Origin of the sequence: Streptomyces rugosispiralis (assembly GCF_024505145.1) — a bacterium.
GTDB classification, from domain to species: Bacteria; Actinomycetota; Actinomycetes; order Streptomycetales; family Streptomycetaceae; genus Streptomyces; species Streptomyces rugosispiralis.
The window spans coordinates 42,142-64,913 of sequence record NZ_JANIAA010000019.1 but is presented as its reverse complement, the minus strand read 5'-3'; the positions used below and the strand labels follow the sequence as shown (position 1 = coordinate 64,913).

Genomic DNA, 22,772 nt, shown 5'->3' with positions numbered 1-22,772 from the left:
GCCTCGACCGCCAATTCTGGGGGAGTTCAAAGGCGAACGTGAGGTAGCCAATATGCTGACCATCCTCGGCTTCGTCATGATCGCGACATTTCTTGTCCTGATCATGATGAAGAAGATGTCCCCGATGGGTGCCCTGGTGCTCATCCCCGCGCTGTTCTGTGTGCTTGTCGGGAAAGGGGCCCACCTCGGGGACTACGTCCTCAAGGGCGTCGGCGATCTGGCACCCACGGCCGCCATGCTGATGTTCGCGATCATCTACTTCGGGGTGATGATCGACGTCGGCCTCTTCGACCCGATCGTCCGGCTCATCCTGCGGTTCTGCAAGGCGGACCCGATGCGGGTGGTGGTCGGCACCGCGATCCTCGCGGCGATCGTCTCGCTCGACGGCGACGGCTCCACCACCTTCATGATCACCGTCTCGGCCATGGTGCCGCTCTACCGGCGGCTGAAGATGAGCCTGGTGGTGATGACCGGTGTCGCGGCCATGGCCAACGGCGTGATGAACACGCTGCCCTGGGGCGGTCCGACCGCCCGCGCCGCCACCGCGCTCAAGGTCGACGCCAGTGACATCTTCGTGCCGATGATCCCGGCCCTCGCGGTCGGCCTGCTCTTCGTGATCGCCCTCTCCTACGGCCTGGGCCTGCGGGAGCGCAAGCGGCTCGGCGTGCTGACGCTGGACGAGGTCACCGCGGGCGACCCGGAGCAGGTGCTGGTCGGCGCGGGCTCCGGCGGCAAGGGGGCCAAGGGCCGTAACGGCGGCAAGGCCGCGCTCACCGGCGGCGGCGCGGGCTCCGGCACCGATGCGGAGGCCCCGTCCACGAACGGCACCGGCTCCTCGGATTCCTCCTCCCACGAGGGCGAGGACGACGACGAGTTCAAGGGGCTCGACCCCCACCGCGCCACCCTGCGCCCCAAGCTCTACTGGTTCAACGCGGCCCTGACCGTCGCGCTGCTCGCCCTGATGGTGACCGAGACCATGCCGATCCCGGTCCTCTTCCTGCTGGCCGCCGCCGTCGCGCTCACCGTCAACTTCCCCAACATGAAGGACCAGAAGGCGCGGGTGGCCGCGCACGCCGAGAACGTCGTCAACGTCTCCGGAATGGTCTTCGCCGCGGCCGTCTTCACCGGCGTCCTCACCGGCACCGGCATGGTCGAGCACATGGCCCGCTGGCTGGTCGACGGCGTCCCCGAGGGCATGGGCCCGCACATGGCCATCGTCACCGGTGTGCTGTCCCTCCCGCTCACCTACTTCATGTCCAACGACGGCTTCTACTTCGGCATCGTGCCGATCCTCGCCGAGGCCGGGGCCGCGCACGGGGTCTCCGCGCTGGAGATAGCCCGCGCCTCGCTCGTCGGACAGGCCCTGCACATGTCGAGCCCGCTGGTCCCCGCCGTCTACGTGCTCGTCGGCATGGCGAAGGTCGAATTCGGCGACCACACCCGGTTCACCGTGAAATGGGCGGCGCTCACCTCCCTGGTGGTGCTCGCCGCCGGTCTGGCGTTCGGCATCATCTGAGCCGTGAAGATCTCGGAGCCCGGTAGGGGCTGGCTGCTGCGCCTTGTCATCGCCTTCTCGTTCGCCCAGGGGGCGGTGAGCATGGCGCGGCCGGCCGTTTCCTACCGGGCGCTGGCGCTCGGTGCCGACGCCCGTGCCATCGGTGTGATCGCCGGTGTCTACGCCCTGCTGCCGCTGTTCGCCGCCGTACCCCTCGGACGCCGCACCGACCACGGGCGGTGCGCCCCGCTGCTGCCCATCGGGGTCGCCCTCATCGCCACCGGCTGCGCGTTCAGCGGGACGGCCGGATCGCTGCCCGCGATGGCCGCGTGGAGCGGGGTGATGGGCCTCGGCCATCTGTCGTTCGTCATCGGCGCCCAGTCCATCGTGGCCCGCCAGAGCGCGCCCGAGGACCAGGACCGCAACTTCGGCCACTTCACCATCGGCGCCTCGCTCGGCCAGCTCATCGGGCCCATCGCGGCCGGTCTGGTGGTCTCCGAACACGACGGGGCGATGGGCCGCACCAGCGCCGCCGCGCTGTTCGTCTCCGCCGCCCTCGCGGCCTTCTCGGTCACCTCGCTGTGGCGCATCGAGCGCCGCCCGGACGGTACGGACGGTACGGCGGCGGCCGGGCCGGCCAAGCAGGCCCCGGCCCGCAAGGTCTCGGTACGGTCCATCCTGACCACCCGCGGCGTCGCCTCCGGCATGTTCATCAGCCTCGCCGTGCTCTCCGCCACGGACATCCTCACCGCCTATCTGCCGGTCGTCGGCGAACAGCGCGGTATCTCGCCCGCGGTCGTCGGTGTGCTGCTCAGCCTGCGCGCCGCCGCGACGGTGGCCTGCCGGCTCGTGATGACCCCGATGATCCGGCTGATGGGCCGCACCGTGCTGATGGCCGTCAGCTGTCTGGGCGCCGCGCTGCTGTGCGCGGGCATCGCCCTGCCGCTGCCCGCCTGGGCGCTCGGGGTGCTGCTGGCCGGGCTCGGCTTCTGCCTCGGCGTCGGCCAGCCGCTGTCGATGACCACCGTCGTCCAGGCGGCCCCCGAGGGGGCGCGCAGCACGGCCCTCGCGCTGCGGCTCACCGGCAACCGGCTCGGCCAGGTGGCCGCGCCCGCCTCCGCCGGTGTGCTCGCCGGCCTCGCGGGCACCGCCGCCCCCTTCGTCATGCTGGGCGGGCTGCTCCTGATATCCGCGGCGACAGCCGTCCGGCCGCTGCGCGCCCGCCCGGCCGCGGATCCCGCCGGGGACCGGCCGGTGCCGGAGAAGCGGCCTGTCACACGGCGTACGGAGGAGTCCCCGGCCTGGCGGGGCACGGGACGGCGACCCCGGTGAGGCGGCGGTGAGCCGGTCTCAGCGGCGCTCGCCGTCGACCATGCCAAGCCACGCCCTGGAGGCGTCCCCGAACGGCTCGGCGCGCCCGTCGACCGCGTCCATCAGCCACCGCCCCGCCGCCTCGGCCTCCGCTATGACGTCCGGCGGATAGCCGTACCGCACCTGGTGCTCGGCGAACTCGTCCTCGTCGTCCATCAGGGTCGAGCCGTCCGTCCGCTTGCGGATGACGTCGAGGTCCAGGTCCACCATCGAGACCTCGTGGGAGGAGAGCCACTCGGGAGGCGTGGCGATGTCGCAGTAGATCTCGGTCTCCCGGGGCGGGGCGTTGAACACCGCGGTCCACCACGCGTCGCGCGGGAGGAGGAGCACATGCGCGCAGGGAAGCGACACCATCGGGCCGTACCCCTTGCGCATGACGGCGCCGCCGGGCAGCCCCAGCCAGACGCCGTGGTCGTCCTCGCCCAGCCTGCGCATCCGCAGGTTCCAGTGCAGAGTGCCGTCGTACTTGCGGTAGTTGACGGATACGAGATCGGGCATGGGCCCGATCCTATGCGGTGGCCGCACGGGCGTGCCGCCCCCTCCCGGCTGCGAGACTGGCCCCATGACAGAGCTGAACGGGGAACCGGCGGGCATCCGCGAGCTGACGGCGCTGGCCATGACCAACTACGGCCACTTCACCACCATGCGGGTGGCGGACGGGCGGGTGCGCGGGCTGTCCCTCCACCTGGACCGGCTGGTACGGGACTGCGGGGTGCTGTTCGGCACCGAACCGGACCGGGACCGGATCCGCGAACTGGCCCGGCGCGCGGTCGCGGACGCCACGGTTCCGCTCACGGTCCGGGTGACCGTGTACGACCCCGACCTCGGGCTGGAGCGGCCCGGGGCCCAGGCCACGCCGCGGATCCTGGTCACCACCCGGCCCGCCGCCGCCCCTTCGCTGCCGCCGCTGAGCGTGCGCACCGCCGCGCACCGCCGCGACCTGCCGGAGGTCAAACACGTCGGGCTGTTCGGGCTGTTGCGGCTGCGCCGCATGGCCCAGCTCGACGGCTACGACGATGTGCTGCTGACGGACGAGCGGGGCGCGGTGTCCGAGGGCGCGACCTGGAACGTGGGGTTCTTCGACGGCGACCGCCTGCTGTGGCCGGACGCCACGTGCCTGCCCGGCGTCACCCAGGAGTTGCTCCGCCGCGGCCACGGCGGCCCGCAGCACACCGAGCGGATCACCCGCGACCACTTCGGCGAACTGCGCGCGGCGTTCGCGCTCAACGCGGGGGTGGGGGTGCGGCCGATCCGGTCGATCGACGGGGTGGAGTTCGACCCGGACCATCCCGTGCTGGACACCCTGCGCGAGGAGTACGCCGCGACGGAGGCGGAACCGCTGTAGGGCGGCCCGCAACCGGACGAGGACGTCACCCTTGGCGAAGAGGCGGTTCTCACGGTCGTGTCGTCCGAGCTTCGGTTGACTGACGGGAGGCAACACCATGCCAGGGCCCGTCCCGAAGCGCAGCGACCAGCGCCGACGGCGCAACAAGAGCGACGGCCCGGAGTTGGCGAAGGCACCGGGCGGTTCCGCCCCGGAGGTTCCCCGTCCGACGAGAGTTGGCACTACCTGGTAAAGCAAATCCCGAACTGGCTGATGTAACGGTGAGGTGGGCCGGAGGATTCGTTACCGGTAGAGCATCTGGCTTGTACTCTCCCATAGTCTCAACGCTGATGCGATCCATGCCGGTTGACTTTGGCGATCCTTCCCATGTTGATGAGGCGGAAGATCTCCCGGAAGTTGCGGGTGGCGCATGCCCGTTGCATGGCCTCACTCCGAAGCAGCACGTCAGGAATCGTCAGCGGATAGCCGGCGCGTTGCATCTCGCGTTCGTCCATGAGCCGCCTAGCAAGGACGGAAGTGATCTCCCCAGGGTAGCCCCGAGTTCTCTGCGATGGGGTTCCCCAAAGTGGCTTGCGGGGTTCCCCGTTCGCGGTTCTCTCGGAGGTCTGCCGCCTCGAAGCTCATGGAGCACGTGCAGTGCGCCCCCAAGGGTGCCCCCGCGACGGGCCAACGTCCGGGGGCGCGGGCCACCTGCACACATGAGAGAAAGGACAGGCAGCCGTGCGCAAGAGTAGCCACGATCACCCGAATGTGGGGACGCTGGTACGAGATACGGCCACCGACCGCGTAGGCGTCCACCTCTGCCGGGGCGGACCGTACGCCCTGCTCATGCCCCACCTCTGGAGCAAGGAAGGTCAGGCACGCCCGGACGATCTTCGTCCAGCGGGTGCTTGCCTTGCCTGAGCGTGAAGTCTCCGAACACCCCCGCGCCGCTGACATTGAGCAACTTCAAGCGGCGTACCTCATGCACCGGGCCGAGTGCCAGACGTGCACGCCCGACCAGTCGTGCGACATAGCGCGACGGCTGGAAGAGGCACGACGTGCGGCCGGGGTGTCAGCGGCCGGGGTGTCATGAGCGCGAATTGTGCGGAGTGCGCCCGCCTGGAGCGCGAGCAGGAAGAGGCGCGTCAGGCGGGGGACCTGAGCAAGGTCACCGACTGTGCCGTGTTACTCAAGCGCCACCCCGACCACAGCAAGAGGAGCGCTCTCTCTGGAAGGGGGCGGGTATGATCCGGGCCACGTACCGTTTCCGTGAGTTCCAGCTCGTCCCCGACACCGAGCCTGACGCCGAACCGCTCACGTTCGCCATGCAGTGCGCGGTGTGTGGGCAGACCGGGGAGCCCAGCGACGAGCAGGTCGCCGCGCACGCGTGGGCGACCGGCCACCTGAAGGCGAACCCGGAGCACTTCGCTTGAGGCTCCTGCCCCGGTCTGCCCCTTCACTGGAGTGCCACGCATCGCTGGCCGTCTCCGGCACCACGGAGAAGTAGACGGCGTCCCCCGAGGCGAAGCGCGCGTAGCGCTGGTCGGGCGGTGGGCGCGGAGTTTCCCGGCCGGGCGGGCACTGAGACGGCGGCGGCCCGCTGAGCGTCCGCCGCAGCCCCGGACGGGGCCTAAGCGCTTGCTCACTCTCCGTGTAGGGTGTCCGCCATGGACGCGGAGCCCAAGAACACCGGAGGCAAGGCCGAGCCCTGGGGCGACATCACCCCCGACGCCGCCCGGCGGCTGGTGAGCGCCGCCGTGCACGCCTTCGCGGAGCGTGGCTACCACGCCACCACCACCCGGGACATCGCCAGCCGCGCCGGAATGAGCCCGGCCGCGCTCTACATCCACTACAAGACCAAGGAAGAGCTGCTCTACCAGATCAGCAAGGTCGGCCATGAGCGCGCCCTGACGATCGTGGAGCGGGCGCGGGACAGCGAGGGCACCCCCGCCGAGCGGCTCGCCGACGCGGTCCGCTCGTTCGTCCGCTGGCACGCCGAGCACCACACGACCGCGCGCGTGGTGCAGTACGAGCTCGGCGCGCTCGCGGAGGAGCACCACGCCGAGGTCATCGCGGTCCGCAAGGCCACGGACGGGGCGGTGCGCTCGATCATCGAGGACGGGGTGAAGGCGGGCGTCTTCGACGTCGCGGACGTCCGCGGCACCACGGTCGCGGTGCTGTCCCTGTGCATCGACGTCGCCCGCTGGTTCAACACCGCCGGGCGCAGCACCCCCGACGAGGTCGGCGACCTCTACGCGGGCCTGGTGCTGCGCATGGTGGGGGCCCACGGCGAGCACCAGGACGGACGGCCGTAAGACGACGCGGATGTCACCGTGCCGCGCGTATTCGGCGGGCGCCGCGGGAGCGGTCGGGCTCGCGATGCTCGGCGTCCCACGAGCGGCGGCCGACCCGCGACGCGCCGCGGAGTGGACCGGCGGGGCGATCCTGCGCCCGGCCACGTCACCCGGGCGCGTCACGCTCACCGCGACAGCGCGGGGACTCGAGCCGGCCACTCTGCGGCTGCCGGTCACCGCCGCGAACCGGCGGCCGTAGCGCGGCGATACGCAGCCGTCAGCCGCCGTCAGCCGTCGTCATCAGCCGTCAGCTGTAGAAGCGGACCACGGACTCCGCCACGCACACCGGCTTGTCGCCGCCCTCCCGCTCCAGGGTCACCGTCAGCGTCATCTGCAGACCGTCCTTGACCTCCGCCACCTCCACGACCCGGCCGGTGGCGCGCAGCCGGGAGCCGACCGGGACGGGGGAGGGGAAGCGGACCTTGTTGACCCCGTAGTTGATGCCCATGCGCACGCCCTCGACCCCCAGCAGCTGTGGGGTGAACGACGGCAGCAGGGACAGCGTCAGATAGCCGTGCGCGATCGTGGTGCCGAACGGACCGGCGGCCGCCTGCTCCGGGTCCACATGGATCCACTGGTGGTCGCCGGTCGCCTCGGCGAACAGATCGATGCGCTTCTGGTCGATCTCCAGCCAGTCGCTGGGGCCGAGTTCCTCGCCGACCGCGGACCGCAGTTCATCGGGCGAGGTGAAGATCCTGGGCTCTGCCATGCGTGCCTCCCGGGCAACCACTCACTAAGCGACTGCTCAGCATGGTCGGCTGACCAGGACCCTGTCAACGCGGCCGCGCCGACGCGGCCGTAGGCGTGCGTCGGCGAACGATGGGGAGTGCCGGCGGCCATCGGCGATCGACGGCCGTCTCAGGGGATTCCGGCGCGCTCGCCGGTTCGTGTCCGGTGCTCAAAGGCTCCGACGAGCGCGCTCCCGGCCGGGGCGGCCGGGTGTCATACGGTGGCGTACCGGTTCATCCGGACCGCGCGCCGGGTCGCCGCCAGGGCCTCGGTGGTCAGCAGCGGCAGCGGCACCACGATGCCGCAGTCCGCGCAGACCGGTCCGGCCGAGGGGTAGCGGTCCAGGTCCTCGCGCCAGACCAGGCCCGCCCGTGCGCAGACCGGGCAGGCCGCCCCCGGGCCCGATTCCATCGCCGCGATCAGCCGTCGCAGCACATCCGCGAGGCGGTCGTCGGGATGGGTCGAGGGGCTTTCGCAGGGAATGATGTCGCATCCGCCCCAGGTGCGCAGATGCCAGTCGTCGACAGCGCTCGGCTGCCGGATGCCGAGAAGTTTCTCCTGCCTGCGCCGGGCGGCGAAGTCCGCCTCGTACGCGAGCCACAGTGTGCGGGCCTCCTCGAGCTCCTCAAGGGCGGTGAGCAGTAGTAGGGGGTCCGGCCTGCGATCCTCCGGGGTGATCCCGGAGCGGGTGCACAGATGATGCCAGGTCGCCCGGTGCCCGTACGGCGCGAACCGTTCCAGGCATTTGCGCAGCGATGTGCGCCGAGCGGTGATGTGTCTGCGTGGATTGCGAACCTCTCGTGCGAGTGCTCTGAAACCGGCCACTTCCTACCACCTCCGCGTGTTGCGGACCCGACTCGTTGTCGAATGGACGTAACGCAGCGCGATCCGGATCCATCGAATTCCCTGGATCTTCGCGGGCAGTCCTCATCCGTCCGCAACCGGAGAGAAGTTGACGTCCGCTCATCTTCCGGGCCGCTGATACCGCCGGTAACCTCCGTCCGACGGCAATCGGGAGGAGCGCACATGCGACGACGAACCCCCAGGCCCACCAGAACCCGCAGGCTCACCAGTACCGTGCTCGCCGCGGCCGCCGCGCTCGGCCTCGGCATCGCCCTCGCGGCCCCGGTGCCCCAGCCGGCTCGGGCGCAGCCCGCCGCGGCGGCCACCGACTACTGCCGGGGCCAGTGCTCCGACATCCTCCCGCCGGGCGCCACCGGCAACGCCACCCTCGCCGACATCCTCGCCAACCGGGTGCTGGGCACCCACCCCGAGCACAGCGCCGACCAGCTCGGCCCGTACAACAATCTGGCGAGCGGCTACCCCACCCTCACCGACGACAAGCTGAACAGCTTCTTCAACGACTCCTCGTTCGGAGTCCCCGCCGACCAGGTCGCCTCGGTGACCAAGCCGCGCGACGACGTCACGATCACCCGCGACAAGAAGACCGGCGTCCCGCACATCCAGGGCACCACCCGCGAGGGCACCGAGTTCGGCGCCGGGTACGCCGCCGCCCAGGACCGGCTGTGGCTGATGGACCTCTTCCGCCACGTGGGCCGCGGCGAGCTGACCTCGTTCGCCGGTGGCGCCCCCGCCAACCAGGGCCTGGAGCAGGACTTCTTCCGCCAGGCGCCGTACACCGAGGAGGACTACCAGGCGCAGATCGACTACATCCTCAGCCACGGCGGAGAGCGCGGCCGCCAGGCGCTGGCCGACGCCCAGGCGTATGTCGACGGCATCAACGCCTACGCCAAGAAGTCCAAGGACGGCCGGTACTTCCCCGGGGAGTACGTGCTCACCGGCCATATCGACGCGATCACCAACGCCGGTGAGATCCAGCCGTTCAAGCTCACCGACCTGATCGCCCTCGCCTCGGTCGTCGGCGCGCTCTTCGGCAACGGCGGGGGCGGCGAGGTGGAGGGCGCGCTCTCGCTGCTCGCCGCCCAGCAGAAGTACGGCCTCGCCGAGGGCGCCAAGGTGTGGGAGTCCTTCCGGGAGCGCAACGACCCGGAGGCGGCGCTGACCGTGCGGGACGGCAGCTTCCCGTACGCCGGGAAGCCCGCCGACCCCAAGGGCACCGCGCTGCCCGACGCCGGCTCGGTCACCCCCGAACAGCTTGTCTACGACCGTGAGGGCGGCGCCGCCACCAAGGCCCGCACCAAGGTCAAGGCCCCCAAGTCGTCGCTGGAGCCGCTGCGCGGCATCTACGACGACGGGGTGCTGCCCCGCGATCTGTTCAGCCGCAAGAAGGGCATGTCCAACGCGCTCGTGGTCTCCGGCAAGTACACCTCGAGCGGCCATCCGGTGGCCGTCTTCGGCCCCCAGACCGGCTACTTCGCCCCGCAGCTGCTGATGCTCCAGGAGATCCAGGGCCCGGGGATCAGCGCCCGCGGCGCCTCCTTCGCGGGGGTCGGGATGTACATCCAGCTCGGCCGGGGCCAGGACTACGCCTGGAGCGCCACCACCTCCGCCCAGGACATCACCGACACCTACGCGGTCGAGCTGTGCTCCCCGGACGGCTCCGCGCCGTCCAGGGACTCCACGTACTACCGCTACCGCGGCGACTGCGTGCCGATGGACAAGCTGGAGCGGCGCAACGCCTGGAAGCCCACCCTCGCCGACTCCACCGCCGCCGGCTCGTACCGGATGCAGGTCTACCGCACCAAGTACGGGCTGGTCACCCATCGCGCGACGGTCGGCGGCAAACCGGTGGCCTACACCATGCTGCGCTCCACCTACCGCCACGAGGCCGACTCCATCATCGGCTTCCAGATGCTCAACGACCCCGGCTATGTGACCGACGCCAAGTCCTTCCAGAGCGCGGCGCAGCACATCAACTACACCTTCAACTGGTTCTACGCCGACTCCCGGCAGACCGGGTACTACAACAGCGGGCTCAACCCGGTGCGCGCCGCGGACGTCGACTCCTCGCTGCCGGTGAAGGCCGAACCCGCCTATGAGTGGCGGGACTTCGACCCGAAGGACAACACCGCGGCCGCCACCCCGCCCGCCGAACACCCCCAGTCCATCGACCAGGACTACTACATCAGCTGGAACAACAAACTGGCCAAGGACTACAGCGCGGCCGGGTTCGGCAACGGCTCGGTGCACCGCGGCAACCTCCTCGACGACCGGGTGCGGGCCCTGGTCCGCAAGGGCGGTGTCACCCGCTCCGCGCTCACCCGGGCCATGGCCGAGGCCGCCGTCACCGATCTGCGCGGCGAGGACGTGCTGCCGGAGCTGCTGAAGGTGGTGCGCTCCCAGCCCATCGACGACCCCCAGTTGGCCACCGCCGTGACTGAGCTGGACTCCTGGCAGTCGGCGGGCGCACAGCGCCATGAGACCAGCGCCGGTTCGCACACCTACGGGCACGCCGACGCGGTACGGATCATGGACGCCTGGTGGCCGCTGCTGGTCGAGGCCGAGTTCAAGTCCGGCCTGGGCGACGGGCTCTGGGACGCGCTGCGCGCCAATCTGGCCGTCGACGAATCGCCCTCGGCCGGACACGGCCCCACCGGCTCGCACGCCGGATCGTCCTTCCAGTACGGCTGGTGGTCCTATGTCGACAAGGATCTGCGCATGGTCCTCGGCGAGGACGTCAAGGGCCCGCTGGCCCGTCCGTACTGCGGCGGCGGGCAGCTCGGCGCCTGCCGTGACGCCCTGCTGACCAGCCTGAAGGCGGCCGTGGGCAAGACCGCCGCCCAGGTCTACCCCGGGGACGACAACTGCTCCGCGGGCGACCAGTGGTGCGCGGACGCCATCATCCAGCGGCCGGTCGGCGGACTCACCCACGACAAGATCAGCTGGCAGAACCGGCCGACCTTCCAGCAGGTCGTGGAGTTCCCGGCGCACCGCTGAGGCCATGAGGGGCGGGGCCTCGCATCCGGCGGGGCCCCGCCCCCGGTCCGCTATCCCGGTCCGTTATCCCGGTCCGCTACCCCGCTCCGATCCGGCCCGCGCGCAGCACCACCCGGGCCAGCTCCTCATGGCAGATGTCGCTGTGCGCCCCCGCCGGTGGCACACCGTGCCGGACGACCTCGGAGACATCGACGCTCACACAGCCCCCGTCCGGGAACGGGCCGTCCAGCGCCTCGGCCAGCTCCAGCCGCGGGCAGCCCTCCACCGCCTGGACGCCGTCGTACCCCAGCGCCCCCCAGCGGATGTCGCCCGGCAGCAGCGAGGCATCGTCCCAGGACACCCGTGACGCCACCGGATACAGCAGCCCCAGCGCGGTGTCATGGCGCGAATGGCAGCACACCAGCGGCCCGCCGACCCGGCGCGGGGCGTCGTGCAGCACCCCGCCGCGGTCGGCGTGCGGCAGCCGCCCGGCGAAGGCGTAGTGCGAGAACGCCCCCTGGAGCAGGGTCATCGACGCCACCGTGGCACCCTCGGCCATCCCGGTCAGCGCGAACGACACCAGCCGGCCGCCGAAGCTGTGGCCGACCAGATGGAGCCGTGGCGCGGGCCGCAGGGCCGCGAGGGCGCCGAGCACCGGCCCGAGGCCCTCGCGCCCGACCGTGCCGGCCCGCCGCTTCATCACGTAGTACGTCCCCTGGCGGAGCAGCTCGTGCGCCCCGTCCCAGAGGCCGCCGAGCCCGCTGTCGAAGCCGGCGCGGTCCTCCGCGTCGGTCTTCCCGCGCGCCTCGGTGAGCGCGGCGGCGAACCGCTCGCAGACCTCCGTCACGTCCTGCCCGAACATCGCCGGTACGCCGTCCTCGTCCGGCTCCGCGTCCGTGTCCGCCGCGTCCCCCGCGCCGCCGGACATTCCGCGCACCCGCACAAGACCGCGCACCAGCACCGCGAACTCGTCCAGCGCCGCCAGCCGTTCCGGCCGCTCGGCGAGCAGCTCCGCGAGGCGCGCCACGATCTGCTGCCGCCCCGGGAAGACCGCGTCCAGCGCCCGGTGGGTGTCCGCGTCCAGCCCCGGCGGCGCGCCGGGCGCCCGCTCCCGGGGTAACCCGCCGAGCGACTCGTCGGCGAACCGCATCGACGGCCACACCACTCCCACATAGCCCGGCCGCGCCGGGCCCGCCTCGCCGAGCAGCCCCGGGAAGGGCGCGAAGAAGCGGTCGTACAGTCGTGTGGCCATCGTCCGGGTGTTGTTCCAGCCGTGCGAGAACACCACCAGATCGGTGAGTTCCTGCTGAGCGGCCTGTTCCAGCAGCCGGTCCCGCTGCCGGGTGTCGACGTCCCCGTCCGCGTCGAATCTCAGCTCCCAGTACGGCCTTACGCTCATCCCCGTCATCGTTCTTTCCCCTCGGATGATCCGATGTGCGTGCATCGTCCCAACTGCCCGGACCGCTGGCCATACGACACGCATACGGTCGCCGTCGGACAATCGGCCAGCCGTTCGACTTACCCGGAATGGGACCGGCGGAACCTGGAATGCCGGACTCCGTCGCCATCCGGCGATAGGGAATTTCCGAATATCCATCGGAAGAATATCGCCGCTGTTCTCGGGATCAGTTCATGACAACTGGCTGCACTATGCTGCGAACGGAAACGTCATTGGGGTGCCGAATACTCTTCGAGCGGAAGGCCGGAATGCCCTTAAAGGATCGATGGCAGTACCCGACGGCGCTGCTGGACACCACGATGGACCAGCTCAGGACGTTGCTCGCGGTCCATGAGGCGGGCACCGCGCTGGGCGCCGCCCGGCTGCTGGGGCGGGAGCAGTCCAGTGTGCAGAAACAACTGGACACGCTGAACCGGAACTTCGGCGTGTTGTGCGGTGAGCCGCTGGTGGTCAAACGGGGGCGCAGTCAGAATGTGCTCTTCACCGCGACCGGGGAGTCGCTCGCCGGACTCGCTCGCGGCACGCTGGAGGACTGGCGGGAGGGGCTGCACGACTGCCGCCGCCGGCTCGGCAGCCGGCTCGTGGTCGGCTCGACCCGTTACACCCTCGGCTTTCTGCTGAATGCCGTGGAGCTGGTCACCGAGGAATTCGACGGCCGGGGCGTCGAGCTCAAGGTCGAGCATGTGCGCACCCGGGATCTGCTCCAGCGGCTCGACGCCAAGGAGCTCGACCTGGTCTGCGGCAGCGTCCTCACCACGGCGGGCCACGACGGCCGGCTCGACGGCTTCGAGGTGATGGAGTGGCGGCGCAGCGGCCTTTCCCTGGTCACCAACCTCGACGCGGAGGAACTGCCCGGACCCTCGGTCCCGGTGGGCGAGCTGCCCCGGCTGCCGCTCGCGGTCTCGGCCGACGGCCTGATACCCGGCTTCCTGCGCGGCTGGTTCGGCGCCCGCTACCGCCAGGAGCTGCACATCGCGGCCGAGATCGACACCGTGCAGTACGGGTTGGAGCTGCTCTCCTCGGGGGTGCTGCGCGGCTGTGTGCTGGTCACCGAGGGCATCGGCGACGCGGTGGCCGACGGACGGATCCGGGCCGGGGCCGGGCTGCGCACCCTGGAGCTGACCGACGGCATGGGGCCGGAGCTGGAAGTGCTGGTCGGGGTGTTCGTACGGGCCGGGGAGCGCACCGCGCAGGACGCCGGCCATCCGCTCAACGTGCTGTGGAGCGCGCTCGCCGGGGAGAACGCGCGGTGGCGCAGCGTCATGCGCAAGGAGCGCCCCGGCCGGTAACCCGCGCGCCGCCGCCGAGCAACCCCCCGGCCGGTAACCCGCGCCGCCGCCGCTGAGCAACCCCCCCCGGCCGGTAACCCGCGCGCCGCCGCTGAGCAACCCCCCGGCCGTCCGCGAGATGGCGGATGTGCCCCTTCCGTTCGCACATACCGACTGGTTAGTCTGCGCTGGGCGGAAGCCGGGCCGGGGCACGATCCGAACCGGGCGGAAGCCGATCCGAGCCGAGCCGATCCGAGGAGCTGCGAATCGTGGGTACCGTGCGTGGGGCGCGAGTAGTGGTCACCGGAGCGGGCGGCGGCATCGGCGCCGCCCTCGCCCGGCGCTTCGCCGCCGAGGGCGCCCGGGTCGTGGTCAACGACCTCGACGCCGCCAAGGCCGCCTCCGTCGCCGGGGAGATCGGCGGGATCTCCGTCCCCGGTGACGCCTCCGGTGTCGTACCCGCGGCGCGCGAGGCGCTGGGCGGCTCCATCGACATCTTCTGCGCCAACGCGGGCGTCGGCCACGACGGCGGCCCCGAGACCGACGACGCGCTGTGGCAGCAGTCCTGGGACGTCAATGTGATGGCCCATGTGCGGGCCGCCCGGGAACTGCTGCCCGAGTGGCTGGAGCGCGGCAGCGGCCGCTTCGTGGCCACCGTCTCCGCCGCCGGGATCCTCACCATGATCGGCTCGGCGCCGTACGCCGTCTCCAAGCACGCCGCGCTCGCCTTCGCCGAATGGCTCTCGGGCACCTACCGCCACCGTGGCATCGGCGTCCACGCCGTCTGCCCGCAGGGGGTGCGCACCGATATGCTCACCGCCTCCGGGACCGCCGGGGAGCTGGTGCTGGCGCCCACCGCGATCGAGCCCGAGCAGGTGGCCGACGCCGTCCTCGCGGGGATCGAGGAAGAGCGCTTCCTGATCCTTCCGCACCCCGAGGTGGCCCGCCACTACACCTCCCGCGCCGGTGACACCGACCGCTGGCTGGGCGGCATCAACAAGCTTCAGCGCAAGCTCGAAGCGCTCGAGGCGGCCTCCGGGACCTCGGGCTGAGGCGCTCCCGTATCTTTCGTATCCCTCCGCCCACCACCCTCACCCCGTCGAGACAGGGCCGCACCCATGACCACGTACCAGGACCAGCCATGGCTCGCTCAGCTCACTGAGAAGCAGCGTCAGAGGATCACCCCGCGGCCGAGTCCGCTGCACGCGTTCCGGGACGCCGTGCGCACCGCCCCCGACCATCCGGCGCTCGCCTACTTCGACGGACGGCTCACCTACCGGGAGGTCGACGAGTTCTCCGACGGCGTGGCCGGTCATCTCGCCGAGCACGGCTTCCGGCCCGGCGACCGTATGGCGATCATGCTCCAGAACACCCCGCACTTCGTGCTCGCGCTGCTGGGGGCGTGGAAGGCGGGCGGTACGGTCGTCCCGGTCAACCCCATGTACAAGGGCGCCGAGCTGGCGCACATCCTCGGTGACGCCGAGGTGAGCGCCCTGGTCTGCTCCCGCCACGGCTGGGAGGACTACATACGCGACACGGCCGCCGCGTCCCCGGTGCGCATCGCGTTCACCGCCGACGGCCGCGACCTCCAGACCCGCGACGACGAGCGGGTGCTGCGCGACCAGCCCATCCCGGTCCCCGGGGACACCGAGGACCTCCTCGCGGCCGCCCGCGCCGGGGCCCGTCCGCCCTCCCTCCCCGCCCCCGGCGCCGATGACATCGCGCTGATCAGCTACACCTCCGGGACCAGTGGCACCCCCAAGGGCGCCACCAACACCCACGGCAACATCTCCTACAACGCCGACCGGCAGCACATCCTCCATGAGCTGCCCACCGGTTCCACGCTCTTCGCGCTGGCCCCGCTGTTCCACATCACCGGCATGGTCTGCGAGCTGTGCGCGTGCATGTCCGGAGCCGGCACCCTGGCCCTGGCCTACCGCTTCGAGACCGGCGTCGTCCTCGACGCCTTCGCCGAGCACCGCCCGCTCTACACCGTGGGCCCCTCCACCGCCTTCATGGCGCTGATGGCCCACCCCCGGGCCACCCGCGACCACTTCTCGTCCTTCCGGATCATCTCCTCCGGCGGCGCCCCGCTGCCGCCCGCGCTGGTCGAGCGGTTCCAGTCCGGCTTCGGCCCGTATCTGCACAACGGCTACGGGCTCACCGAGTGCACCGCGCCCTGCGCCAGCGTCCCGCCCGGGGTCCGCGCCCCCATCGACCCCGTGTCCGGCACCCTCGCCGTCGGCGTCCCCGGCGCCGACACCGTCGTGCGCATCGCGGACGACGAGGGGCGGGACGTGCCGTTCGGCGAGCAGGGCGAGATCGTCGTCCGCGGCCCGATGGTGGTGCCCGGCTACTGGCGGCGCCCGGAGGCGACCGCGGCCGCCCTCCCCGACGGGGAACTGCGCACCGGCGACATCGGTTTCATGGACGAGGGCGGCTGGCTGTACGTGGTCGACCGCAAGAAGGACATGATCAACGCCTCGGGGTTCAAGGTGTGGCCGCGTGAGGTCGAGGACGTGCTCTACACTCACCCCGCCGTGCGGGAGGCGGCCGTCGTCGGCAAACCCGACGCGTACCGCGGCGAGACGGTGAAGGCGTATGTGAGCCTCCGGCCAGGGGCCGAGGTCACACCGGACGAGCTGTCGGCGTACTGTGCGGAGCGGCTGGCCGCGTACAAGTACCCCCGCGAGGTGGAGATCCTGCCCGAGCTGCCGAAGACGACCAGTGGCAAGATCCTCCGGCGGGAACTGCGAGGATGAGAGAGAAGAGGAAGAGAACGGGTGGCGACCATGGCCAGAGCGACGGACGGTGACGGACAGCCGGTGCCACAGCGGCTGCTGGCCGCTGCCACCCGACTCTTCGCGGAGCGGGGCTACGACCGGACCTCCGTACAGGAGATCGTCGAGGCGGCGGGCGTCACGAAGGGCGCGCTCTACCACTACTTCGGCTCCAAGGACGATCTGCTCCACGAGATCTACGGCCGGGTGCTCCGGCTCCAGCAGGAGCGGCTGGACGCCTTCGCGGACGCCGACGCGCCGGTGGAGACGCGGCTGCGGGACGCGGCGGCCGATGTCGTGGTGACCACCATCGAGAACCTCGACGACGCGACCATCTTCTTCCGGTCGATGCACCAACTCAGCCCGGAGAAGCACAAGCAGGTGCGCGCCGAGCGGCGCCGCTACCACGAGCGGTTCCGCGCGCTGATCGAGGAGGGGCAGCGGGCCGGGGTGTTCAGCCCCCGGACCCCGGCGGACCTGGTGGTGGACTACCACTTCGGCTCCGTCCACCACCTGGGCACCTGGTACCGGCCCGGCGGCCGCTGGGCCCCCCAGGAGGTCGCCGACCATCTGGCCGACCTCCTGATGCGCGCACTGCGGCCGTAAAACCAGCCCGTCCAGGGGGCACCTCCCAGCGGTAGCTGGGGGAGCTTGAGGACCGGCGGTCCGGGGGCGGAGCCCCCGGATACGGGTAGGGGCGGGGCGGGGAAACAAACCCCCGCCCCACCTACGCGTACCGCTTCAACTCCCGCCGCGCCAGCGACCGCTGATGCACCTCGTCCGGACCATCCGCCAGCCGCAACGTCCGCGCCGCGGCCCACAGCTCGGCCAGCGGAAAGTCCTGACTCACCCCACCCGCGCCATGCAACTGCACCGCCCGGTCCAGGATCTCCACCACCGTACGCGGCGTCGCGATCTTGATGGCCTGGATCTCGGCGTGCGCCTCGCGGTTGCCCACCGTGTCCATCAGCCAGGCCGTCTTCAGCACCAGCAGCCGCAGCTGCTCGACGGCCACCCGCGCGTCCGCGATCCACTCATGGACCTGCCCCTGCTGGGCGAGCGCCTTGCCGAACGCCTGCCGGGCCACCGCCCGACGGCACATCAGCTCGATACCGCGCTCGGCCATGCCGATCAGCCGCATGCAGTGGTGGATCCGGCCGGGGCCGAGCCGGGCCTGGGCGATGGCGAAACCGCCGCCCTCCTCGCCGATCAGGTTGCTCACCGGCACCCGCGCCCGGTCGAAGACCACCTCGGCGTGGCCGCCGTGGTAGTGGTCCTCGTAGCCGTACACCCGCATCGCCCGCCGCACCTCGACGCCCGGGGTGTCGCGCGGCACCAGCACCATCGACTGCTGACGGCGCACATCGGCGCCCTCCGGGTCGGTCTTGCCCATCACGATGAAGATCTTGCAGTCGGGGTTCATCGCCCCGGAGATGTACCACTTGCGCCCGGTGATGACGTAGTCGTCGCCGTCGCGCTCGATCCGGGTCTCGATATTGGTCGCGTCGGACGAGGCGACCTCCGGCTCGGTCATCGCGAAGGCCGACCGGATCTCGCCCGCGAGCAGCGGCTCCAGCCACTGCTTGCGCTGCCGCTCGTCGCCGAACTGGGCGAGCACCTCCATGTTGCCGGTGTCCGGGGCGGCGCAGTTCAGGGCGGTGGGGGCCAGCTGGGGGCTGCGGCCGGTGATCTCCGCGAGCGGGGCGTACTGGAGATTGGTCAGCCCCGCGCCGTACTCGGCGTCGGGCAGGAAGAGGTTCCACAGCCCCTGGCGGCGGGCCTCGGCCTTGAGCTCCTCGACGATCGGCGGGGTCAGCCAGGGGGAGTCGAGGGCGGCCCGCTGCCCCTCGACGACCGCCTCCGCGGGATGGACGTGCTCGTCCATGAAGGTGAGCAGTTTGGCGCGCAGCTCTTCGGTCCGGGCGTCGAATGCGAAGTCCATGACGGGATCAGCTCTCCTGGAGGGTCTGGAGGGTGGTGAGGCCGCAGTCGATGAAGGCGGGGACGATGTCGCCGATGCGGTCGAAGCCCGCGCCGAGGGTCTGGCCGAGGGTGTAGCGGTAGTGGATGCCCTCGAGGATCACCGCCAGCTTGAAGTAGGCGAAGGCGGTGTACCAGGAGACGCCGCTGACATCGCGCCCCGAACCCTCGGCGTAGCGCTGGATCAGCTCGTCCGTGGCGGGGTGGCCGGGGGCGCCCTGGGTGGAGGAGATGGGGGAGTCGGCGAGATTCGGATGACCGCTGTACATCACGATCAGCCCGAGGTCGGTCAGCGGATCGCCGAGCGTGGACATCTCCCAGTCGAGGATCGCGGTGATCCGGTCGTCGGCGTTCACCAGGACGTTGTCGAGGCGGTAGTCGCCGTGCACGACCGTGGGCGCGGGGGAGACCGGGAGCGTCTTGGCGAGCCGGGTGTGCAGCTCGTCGATCCCGGCCAGCTCACGGCTGCGCGAGGCGGCCAGCTGCTTGCCCCAGCGGCGCAGCTGCCGCTCCAGGAACCCCTCCGGGCGCCCGAAGTCGCCGAGCCCGACCTCGGCCGGGTCGACGGAGTGCAGCGTCACGAGCGTGTCCACGAGGGAGAGCACGACCTCCCGGGTGCGGTCCGGGCCGATCCCGGCGAGCTGTTCCGCGGTGCGGTACGGGGTGCCCTCGACGAACTCCATGACGTAGAAGGGCGATCCGATGACCGACTCGTCCTCGCACAGCAGCACCGGCTCCGGCACCGGCACGGCCGTCGGGTGCAGGGCGCTGATCACCCGGTGCTCCCGCGCCATGTCATGGGCGGTGGCGAGCACATGGCCCAGCGGCGGACGGCGGACCACCCAGCGGGACGTGCCGTCGGTGACCGTGTAGGTGAGATTCGAGCGGCCGCCTTCGATCAGCCCGGCCCTCAGCGGCCCGCGCACCAGGCCCGCGCGTTCGCGATCGAGGTGGGCGCGGAGCCGTTCGAGGTCGAGCCCTGGGGGATTGCCTGCGTTCATCGAACCTCTCTCGTAGTCGTATCCGGGGAACGGGCGGACCGTTCGTCCCGCCTCATGATGCCGACCAGTCGGTATGTAGTCCAGTGGGTCTCGGGTGCGGGGTGTGTGATGTGGGCGTGTGACGTGGGTGTGTGACGTGGGCGTGCGACGCGGCGGTTCGGGGGCTACGAGGCCGGGGCGGGCCCGGCCGGGACCGGACCACCGGGGCGGGGTCTACCGCCCCTGCCGCCCTTGCTGCCCCTGCCGCCCCTGCTCCCGTCGCCGCTCGGCCCGCTCCTGGGCCTCGACCACCGCGTCCGCGTACTCCACGGACCAGGCGCCGAGCGCCGCGACCGGCCCCAGCAGGGTCTCCCCGAGCGGGGTCAGCCCGTACTCGACCCGGGGCGGCGCCTCCGCGTACCGGTGCCGCTCCACCAGCCCGTCGTCCTCCAGACGGCGCAGGGTGTCGTTGAGCACCTTCGCGCTGATGCCGCCGATGGCCTCGCGCAGCTCACCGGGGCGGCGCGGCCCTTCCCGCAGCCCGAAGATCACGACGGCGGTCCAGGTGCGGGCCAGCAGATCGAAGCCCAGCCGCGCCCGGCAGTCGGCGATGAATCCGTCCGGGGCGGTGGGCCGCGATGTCGTGGCCGATTCACTCACTGATGACCTCCTGGCGGCTGTCCTAGCGCATCCGTCGCACACCCCGCGGTGTGCGACGGACTTCCTAGTGTCGCTGCCCTGCGACGGGCGAGGACGAGGAGACCGCGATGCGGATCGGAGTGCTGGGCACGGGCAATATGGCCGACGCGCTGGGGACCCAGTGGGCGCGGGCGGGCCACGAGGTGCTGATCGGCGGCCGCTCGCGGCCGAAGGCGGAGGCGCTGGCCGCGCGGATCGGCCACGGCGCGCGGGCGGGGAGCCTGCGCGAGGCCGCCGGATTCGGTGAGGTGACGCTGCTGGCGGTGGCGTACGAGGGCGTCGAGGCGGCCCTGGCGGCGGCGGGCGCGGCCGAGGGCACGCTGAGCGGCCGGGCGCTGATCGACTGCACCAACGCGATCGTCCCCGGCCGCTTCACCCTCGCCACCGAGGGCGGACCGGGCATGGCCGAGCGGATCGCGGCGCGGGCGGTGGGGGCGCGGGTCGTGAAGGGGTTCTGCCACTGCGCGGACGCGGTGTGGCGGCTGACCCCGCCGGTCTTCGCCGACGGTCCGCTGGGGGTTCCGCTGTGCGGGGACGACGAGGACGCCCTGGAGGCCGTACGGACCCTGGTCCGCGACATGGGCTGCGTACCGCTGGACGCCGGCGGCCTGGAGCGGGCCCGTCTGCTGGAGTCCACCGTGGCGTTTCTGCTGGCCTTCTGGTTCGGCGGCGTGGAGCCGCGCGCCGCGCTGCCGCCGCTGGCGGTGCAGGGGCCGGCGTAGCGGGTGGGGGTGGGGGCGCGGATTGGATCGGTGCGGATTTGCGGTGGCGGTGGGCGAGCAGGAGCGTCGAAGGGGAGGAGTGTCGGGGGGAGGAGCGTCGAAGGGAAGGAGCGGGGCAAGAACCGGCCGGGACGGGGAACCCGCGCAGGAAGCAGGGAGCCTATGCGGGAAGCCGCGAACCCGGCACGAACCGCGAAGACCGCGAGGAGCGCCACCATGAAGGCCATCAGCTACCGCCGCTACGGCGGCCCCGAGGTCCTGGAGTACGGGGAGCGGCCGGAGCCCAAGGTCGGCCCCGACTCCGTGCTGATCAGGGTCAAGGCCGCCGCCGTGAACCCCGTCGACTGGAAGGCGCAGGCCGGATACCTCGAACCGGTCCTGGACGCGGTCTTCCCGGTCATCCCCGGCTGGGACGTCGCGGGGGTCGTGGAGCGGCCGGGCCCGGCGGTGACGGAGTTCCAGCCCGGTGACGAGGTGATCGGGTACGTACGGGAGGACTTCCTCTCCCGGGGCACCTGCGCCGAGTACGTGGCCGCGCCGGTCCGCACCCTCGCCCGCAAACCGCGGAACCTCTCCTTCACGCAAGCCGCGGGCATCCCGCTGGCGGGCCTGACGGCGTACCAGTCGCTGGTGCGGGCGCTGAGGGTCGGTGAGGGCGACACGGTGCTGGTGCACGCGGGGGCGGGCGGGGTCGGCTCGATGGCGGTACAACTGGCCCGGCACATGGGGGCGCGGGTGATCGGCACGGCGGGGGAGCGCAACCACGAGTACCTGCGTGCGCTGGGCGCCGAGCCGACGGTGTACGGGGAGGGCCTGGCCGACCGGGTCCGCACCCTGGCCCCGAACGGGGTGGACGCGGTGCTCGACCTCGTCGGCGGCGACGCGCTCGCCGTCTCCTCCGAACTCCTCGCCCCCGAGGGCCGCCTGGCCTCCATCGCCGACCCCGCGGTACTCGGCCTGGGCGGCCACTACGTCTTCGTCCGCCCCGACCCCGACGACCTCCAGGACCTCACCGACCTCGCCGAACGCGGCGCCCTCGGCGTCGAGGTCTCCGCGGTCTTCCCCCTCCAGAAGACGGCGGACGCGCAGCGTCTGAGCATGGAGGGCCACGTCAGGGGCAAGATCGCCATCACAGTGGACTGAGCGCGGCGGCCTGCGCGCCGGGCTGGGTCCCCGCCCCGCCCCTTCCCGAACAAGGGGCTCCGCCCCTCGACCCCGCCGGGGCTTCGCCCCGGGCTCTGGTCCGGAGTTCGGGTGCGGGCGGGCGTGGTTCGGGTCGGTCTGCGCCTGGCGGGGCTCGGACGGGGTCCGGGGCGGAGCCCCGGTGGGGTCCAAGGGGCGGAGCCCCTTGTATCGGGAAGGGGCGGGGTGGGGAATCGCCCCCCGGCCCCAGCCAGCCGCACCCGCACCCGCCCACCCCTACCGCAGCGTCGCCGCCCCCAGCGCCGCCAGCGCGACCGTGCAGGCGACCGCGGCCGCGGCCGCCCGCGGGGACAGGGCGGGCGGCCGGGGCGCGTGCATGGCCCGGATGCGGCGGTGGGCCAGGGCCAGGAAGGCCAGCCAGGCCAGCACCACCAGGGCCAGGACCACGAGCGAGACCGAGTCGATACCGCTGTGCAGCGTCTGCCGCCCCGCGAGCGAGGCGGCCACCGCGCACGCCAGCGTCGTACGCCGCCACGCCAGCCGCGTCCGCTCCGGCTGAAGGCCGGGGTCCCGGTCCCGCGTTCGGGATCCGTCGGTCCCATTCCCCTCCGGCATCGCCTCACACCTC

The 22,772-nt window shown here is 71.8% G+C and carries 23 protein-coding genes; 14 read left to right on the top strand and 9 right to left on the bottom strand.

Annotation, left to right across the window (positions count from 1 at the left end; genetic code table 11):
- Positions 1-52: 52 nt before the first annotated feature.
- A complete protein-coding gene (locus tag NP777_RS25845; RefSeq protein ID WP_256652587.1) occupies positions 53-1,516 on the top strand; it encodes a CitMHS family transporter in 1,464 nt (487 codons plus the stop codon).
- A gap of 3 nt (positions 1,517-1,519) precedes the next feature.
- Positions 1,520-2,827 carry an MFS transporter gene (locus NP777_RS25840; RefSeq protein WP_256652586.1) on the top strand — a complete coding sequence of 436 codons (1,308 nt, stop codon included), beginning with the start codon at positions 1,520-1,522 and terminating at the stop codon, positions 2,825-2,827.
- A gap of 18 nt (positions 2,828-2,845) precedes the next feature.
- On the opposite strand, the gene NP777_RS25835 is transcribed toward NP777_RS25840, so the two are convergent.
- A complete protein-coding gene (locus NP777_RS25835) occupies positions 2,846-3,364 on the bottom strand; it encodes a DUF402 domain-containing protein (RefSeq protein WP_256652585.1) in 519 nt (172 codons plus the stop codon).
- Positions 3,365-3,428: 64 nt separating this feature from the next.
- Here NP777_RS25835 and NP777_RS25830 point away from each other — a divergent pair, with 64 nt between their 5' ends.
- Together NP777_RS25830 and NP777_RS48820 are read left to right on the top strand one after the other, a co-directional pair.
- Positions 3,429-4,211, top strand: coding sequence for an aminotransferase class IV family protein (locus NP777_RS25830; RefSeq protein ID WP_256652584.1), 783 nt, complete (start codon positions 3,429-3,431; stop codon positions 4,209-4,211).
- Positions 4,212-4,308: 97 nt separating this feature from the next.
- A complete protein-coding gene (locus NP777_RS48820; protein WP_449343552.1) occupies positions 4,309-4,443 on the top strand; it encodes a phage terminase small subunit in 135 nt (44 codons plus the stop codon).
- An 88-nt stretch (positions 4,444-4,531) separates the two neighbouring features.
- On the opposite strand, the gene NP777_RS25825 is transcribed toward NP777_RS48820, so the two are convergent.
- Complete coding sequence (locus tag NP777_RS25825; protein WP_256652583.1) at positions 4,532-4,705, bottom strand: hypothetical protein; 174 nt, start codon at positions 4,703-4,705, stop codon at positions 4,532-4,534.
- A 732-nt stretch (positions 4,706-5,437) separates the two neighbouring features.
- Between NP777_RS25825 and NP777_RS25820 the strand changes: the two genes are divergently transcribed.
- From NP777_RS25820 to NP777_RS25810, 3 genes are all read left to right on the top strand, one after another.
- The gene (locus NP777_RS25820) at positions 5,438-5,626 is read left to right on the top strand and encodes a DUF7848 domain-containing protein (protein ID WP_256652582.1); all 189 of its coding nucleotides are present in this window, start codon (positions 5,438-5,440) and stop codon (positions 5,624-5,626) included.
- Between the two features lie 234 nt (positions 5,627-5,860).
- Positions 5,861-6,508 carry a TetR/AcrR family transcriptional regulator gene (locus NP777_RS25815; RefSeq protein WP_256652581.1) on the top strand — a complete coding sequence of 216 codons (648 nt, stop codon included), beginning with the start codon at positions 5,861-5,863 and terminating at the stop codon, positions 6,506-6,508.
- A 10-nt stretch (positions 6,509-6,518) separates the two neighbouring features.
- Positions 6,519-6,746 carry a hypothetical protein gene (locus NP777_RS25810; protein WP_256652580.1) on the top strand — a complete coding sequence of 76 codons (228 nt, stop codon included), beginning with the start codon at positions 6,519-6,521 and terminating at the stop codon, positions 6,744-6,746.
- A gap of 48 nt (positions 6,747-6,794) precedes the next feature.
- Here the strand turns inward: NP777_RS25810 and NP777_RS25805 are convergent, their stop codons facing one another.
- Together NP777_RS25805 and NP777_RS25800 are read right to left on the bottom strand one after the other, a co-directional pair.
- On the bottom strand, positions 6,795-7,256 hold the full coding sequence (locus NP777_RS25805) for a MaoC family dehydratase (protein WP_256652579.1): 462 nt from the start codon (positions 7,254-7,256) through the stop codon (positions 6,795-6,797).
- A gap of 233 nt (positions 7,257-7,489) precedes the next feature.
- Complete coding sequence (locus tag NP777_RS25800) at positions 7,490-8,101, bottom strand: hypothetical protein (RefSeq protein ID WP_256652578.1); 612 nt, start codon at positions 8,099-8,101, stop codon at positions 7,490-7,492.
- 201 nt (positions 8,102-8,302) lie between these two features.
- On the opposite strand from NP777_RS25800, the gene NP777_RS25795 reads away from it, so the two are divergent.
- Entirely contained in the window at positions 8,303-11,134 is a 2,832-nt protein-coding gene (locus NP777_RS25795) for a penicillin acylase family protein (RefSeq protein ID WP_256652577.1), read from the top strand.
- Positions 11,135-11,210: 76 nt separating this feature from the next.
- Here NP777_RS25795 and NP777_RS25790 read toward each other — a convergent pair whose 3' ends face one another.
- On the bottom strand, positions 11,211-12,521 hold the full coding sequence (locus tag NP777_RS25790; protein ID WP_256652576.1) for a serine-threonine protein kinase: 1,311 nt from the start codon (positions 12,519-12,521) through the stop codon (positions 11,211-11,213).
- A gap of 299 nt (positions 12,522-12,820) precedes the next feature.
- Between NP777_RS25790 and NP777_RS25785 the strand changes: the two genes are divergently transcribed.
- The 4 genes from NP777_RS25785 to NP777_RS25770 all read left to right on the top strand — a co-directional run bounded on the left by NP777_RS25785 (position 12,821) and on the right by NP777_RS25770 (position 17,226).
- Positions 12,821-13,861, top strand: a complete 1,041-nt coding sequence (locus NP777_RS25785; protein WP_256652575.1) for a LysR family transcriptional regulator — start codon at positions 12,821-12,823, stop codon at positions 13,859-13,861.
- A gap of 248 nt (positions 13,862-14,109) precedes the next feature.
- Entirely contained in the window at positions 14,110-14,892 is a 783-nt protein-coding gene (locus NP777_RS25780; protein WP_256652574.1) for an SDR family oxidoreductase, read from the top strand.
- Between the two features lie 66 nt (positions 14,893-14,958).
- Complete coding sequence (locus NP777_RS25775; RefSeq protein ID WP_256652573.1) at positions 14,959-16,602, top strand: class I adenylate-forming enzyme family protein; 1,644 nt, start codon at positions 14,959-14,961, stop codon at positions 16,600-16,602.
- Positions 16,603-16,632: 30 nt separating this feature from the next.
- On the top strand, positions 16,633-17,226 hold the full coding sequence (locus NP777_RS25770) for a TetR/AcrR family transcriptional regulator (protein ID WP_256652572.1): 594 nt from the start codon (positions 16,633-16,635) through the stop codon (positions 17,224-17,226).
- 121 nt (positions 17,227-17,347) lie between these two features.
- On the opposite strand, the gene NP777_RS25765 is transcribed toward NP777_RS25770, so the two are convergent.
- The 3 genes from NP777_RS25765 to NP777_RS25755 all read right to left on the bottom strand — a co-directional run bounded on the left by NP777_RS25765 (position 17,348) and on the right by NP777_RS25755 (position 20,240).
- Positions 17,348-18,562 carry an acyl-CoA dehydrogenase family protein gene (locus NP777_RS25765; protein ID WP_256652571.1) on the bottom strand — a complete coding sequence of 405 codons (1,215 nt, stop codon included), beginning with the start codon at positions 18,560-18,562 and terminating at the stop codon, positions 17,348-17,350.
- Positions 18,563-18,569: 7 nt separating this feature from the next.
- Positions 18,570-19,601, bottom strand: coding sequence for a phosphotransferase family protein (locus NP777_RS25760; RefSeq protein ID WP_256652570.1), 1,032 nt, complete (start codon positions 19,599-19,601; stop codon positions 18,570-18,572).
- 213 nt (positions 19,602-19,814) lie between these two features.
- A complete protein-coding gene (locus NP777_RS25755; protein ID WP_256652569.1) occupies positions 19,815-20,240 on the bottom strand; it encodes a winged helix-turn-helix transcriptional regulator in 426 nt (141 codons plus the stop codon).
- 107 nt (positions 20,241-20,347) lie between these two features.
- On the opposite strand from NP777_RS25755, the gene NP777_RS25750 reads away from it, so the two are divergent.
- Positions 20,348-21,001 (top strand): NADPH-dependent F420 reductase, encoded by a 654-nt coding sequence (locus NP777_RS25750; RefSeq protein ID WP_256652568.1) that lies wholly within the window; start codon positions 20,348-20,350, stop codon positions 20,999-21,001.
- 216 nt (positions 21,002-21,217) lie between these two features.
- The gene (locus NP777_RS25745) at positions 21,218-22,144 is read left to right on the top strand and encodes an NADP-dependent oxidoreductase (protein ID WP_256652567.1); all 927 of its coding nucleotides are present in this window, start codon (positions 21,218-21,220) and stop codon (positions 22,142-22,144) included.
- 276 nt (positions 22,145-22,420) lie between these two features.
- Here NP777_RS25745 and NP777_RS25740 read toward each other — a convergent pair whose 3' ends face one another.
- Positions 22,421-22,759 (bottom strand): DUF202 domain-containing protein, encoded by a 339-nt coding sequence (locus NP777_RS25740; RefSeq protein WP_256652566.1) that lies wholly within the window; start codon positions 22,757-22,759, stop codon positions 22,421-22,423.
- Positions 22,760-22,772 lie beyond the last annotated feature (13 nt).

What these genes read in the sequence shown, in the direction of transcription:
- NP777_RS25845 (WP_256652587.1), top strand. Translation starts at nt 53, where the DNA reads ATGCTGACCATCCTCGGCTTCGTCATGATCGCGACATTTCTTGTCCTG.
- NP777_RS25835 (WP_256652585.1), bottom strand. Translation starts at nt 3,364, where the DNA reads ATGCCCGATCTCGTATCCGTCAACTACCGCAAGTACGACGGCACTCTG.
- NP777_RS25830 (WP_256652584.1), top strand. Translation starts at nt 3,429, where the DNA reads ATGACAGAGCTGAACGGGGAACCGGCGGGCATCCGCGAGCTGACGGCG.
- NP777_RS48820 (WP_449343552.1), top strand. Translation starts at nt 4,309, where the DNA reads ATGCCAGGGCCCGTCCCGAAGCGCAGCGACCAGCGCCGACGGCGCAAC.
- NP777_RS25825 (WP_256652583.1), bottom strand. Translation starts at nt 4,705, where the DNA reads ATGGACGAACGCGAGATGCAACGCGCCGGCTATCCGCTGACGATTCCT.
- NP777_RS25820 (WP_256652582.1), top strand. Translation starts at nt 5,438, where the DNA reads ATGATCCGGGCCACGTACCGTTTCCGTGAGTTCCAGCTCGTCCCCGAC.
- NP777_RS25815 (WP_256652581.1), top strand. Translation starts at nt 5,861, where the DNA reads ATGGACGCGGAGCCCAAGAACACCGGAGGCAAGGCCGAGCCCTGGGGC.
- NP777_RS25810 (WP_256652580.1), top strand. Translation starts at nt 6,519, where the DNA reads ATGTCACCGTGCCGCGCGTATTCGGCGGGCGCCGCGGGAGCGGTCGGG.
- NP777_RS25805 (WP_256652579.1), bottom strand. Translation starts at nt 7,256, where the DNA reads ATGGCAGAGCCCAGGATCTTCACCTCGCCCGATGAACTGCGGTCCGCG.
- NP777_RS25795 (WP_256652577.1), top strand. Translation starts at nt 8,303, where the DNA reads ATGCGACGACGAACCCCCAGGCCCACCAGAACCCGCAGGCTCACCAGT.
- NP777_RS25790 (WP_256652576.1), bottom strand. Translation starts at nt 12,521, where the DNA reads ATGACGGGGATGAGCGTAAGGCCGTACTGGGAGCTGAGATTCGACGCG.
- NP777_RS25785 (WP_256652575.1), top strand. Translation starts at nt 12,821, where the DNA reads ATGCCCTTAAAGGATCGATGGCAGTACCCGACGGCGCTGCTGGACACC.
- NP777_RS25775 (WP_256652573.1), top strand. Translation starts at nt 14,959, where the DNA reads ATGACCACGTACCAGGACCAGCCATGGCTCGCTCAGCTCACTGAGAAG.
- NP777_RS25770 (WP_256652572.1), top strand. Translation starts at nt 16,633, where the DNA reads ATGGCCAGAGCGACGGACGGTGACGGACAGCCGGTGCCACAGCGGCTG.
- NP777_RS25765 (WP_256652571.1), bottom strand. Translation starts at nt 18,562, where the DNA reads ATGGACTTCGCATTCGACGCCCGGACCGAAGAGCTGCGCGCCAAACTG.
- NP777_RS25760 (WP_256652570.1), bottom strand. Translation starts at nt 19,601, where the DNA reads ATGAACGCAGGCAATCCCCCAGGGCTCGACCTCGAACGGCTCCGCGCC.
- NP777_RS25750 (WP_256652568.1), top strand. Translation starts at nt 20,348, where the DNA reads ATGCGGATCGGAGTGCTGGGCACGGGCAATATGGCCGACGCGCTGGGG.
- NP777_RS25745 (WP_256652567.1), top strand. Translation starts at nt 21,218, where the DNA reads ATGAAGGCCATCAGCTACCGCCGCTACGGCGGCCCCGAGGTCCTGGAG.
- NP777_RS25740 (WP_256652566.1), bottom strand. Translation starts at nt 22,759, where the DNA reads ATGCCGGAGGGGAATGGGACCGACGGATCCCGAACGCGGGACCGGGAC.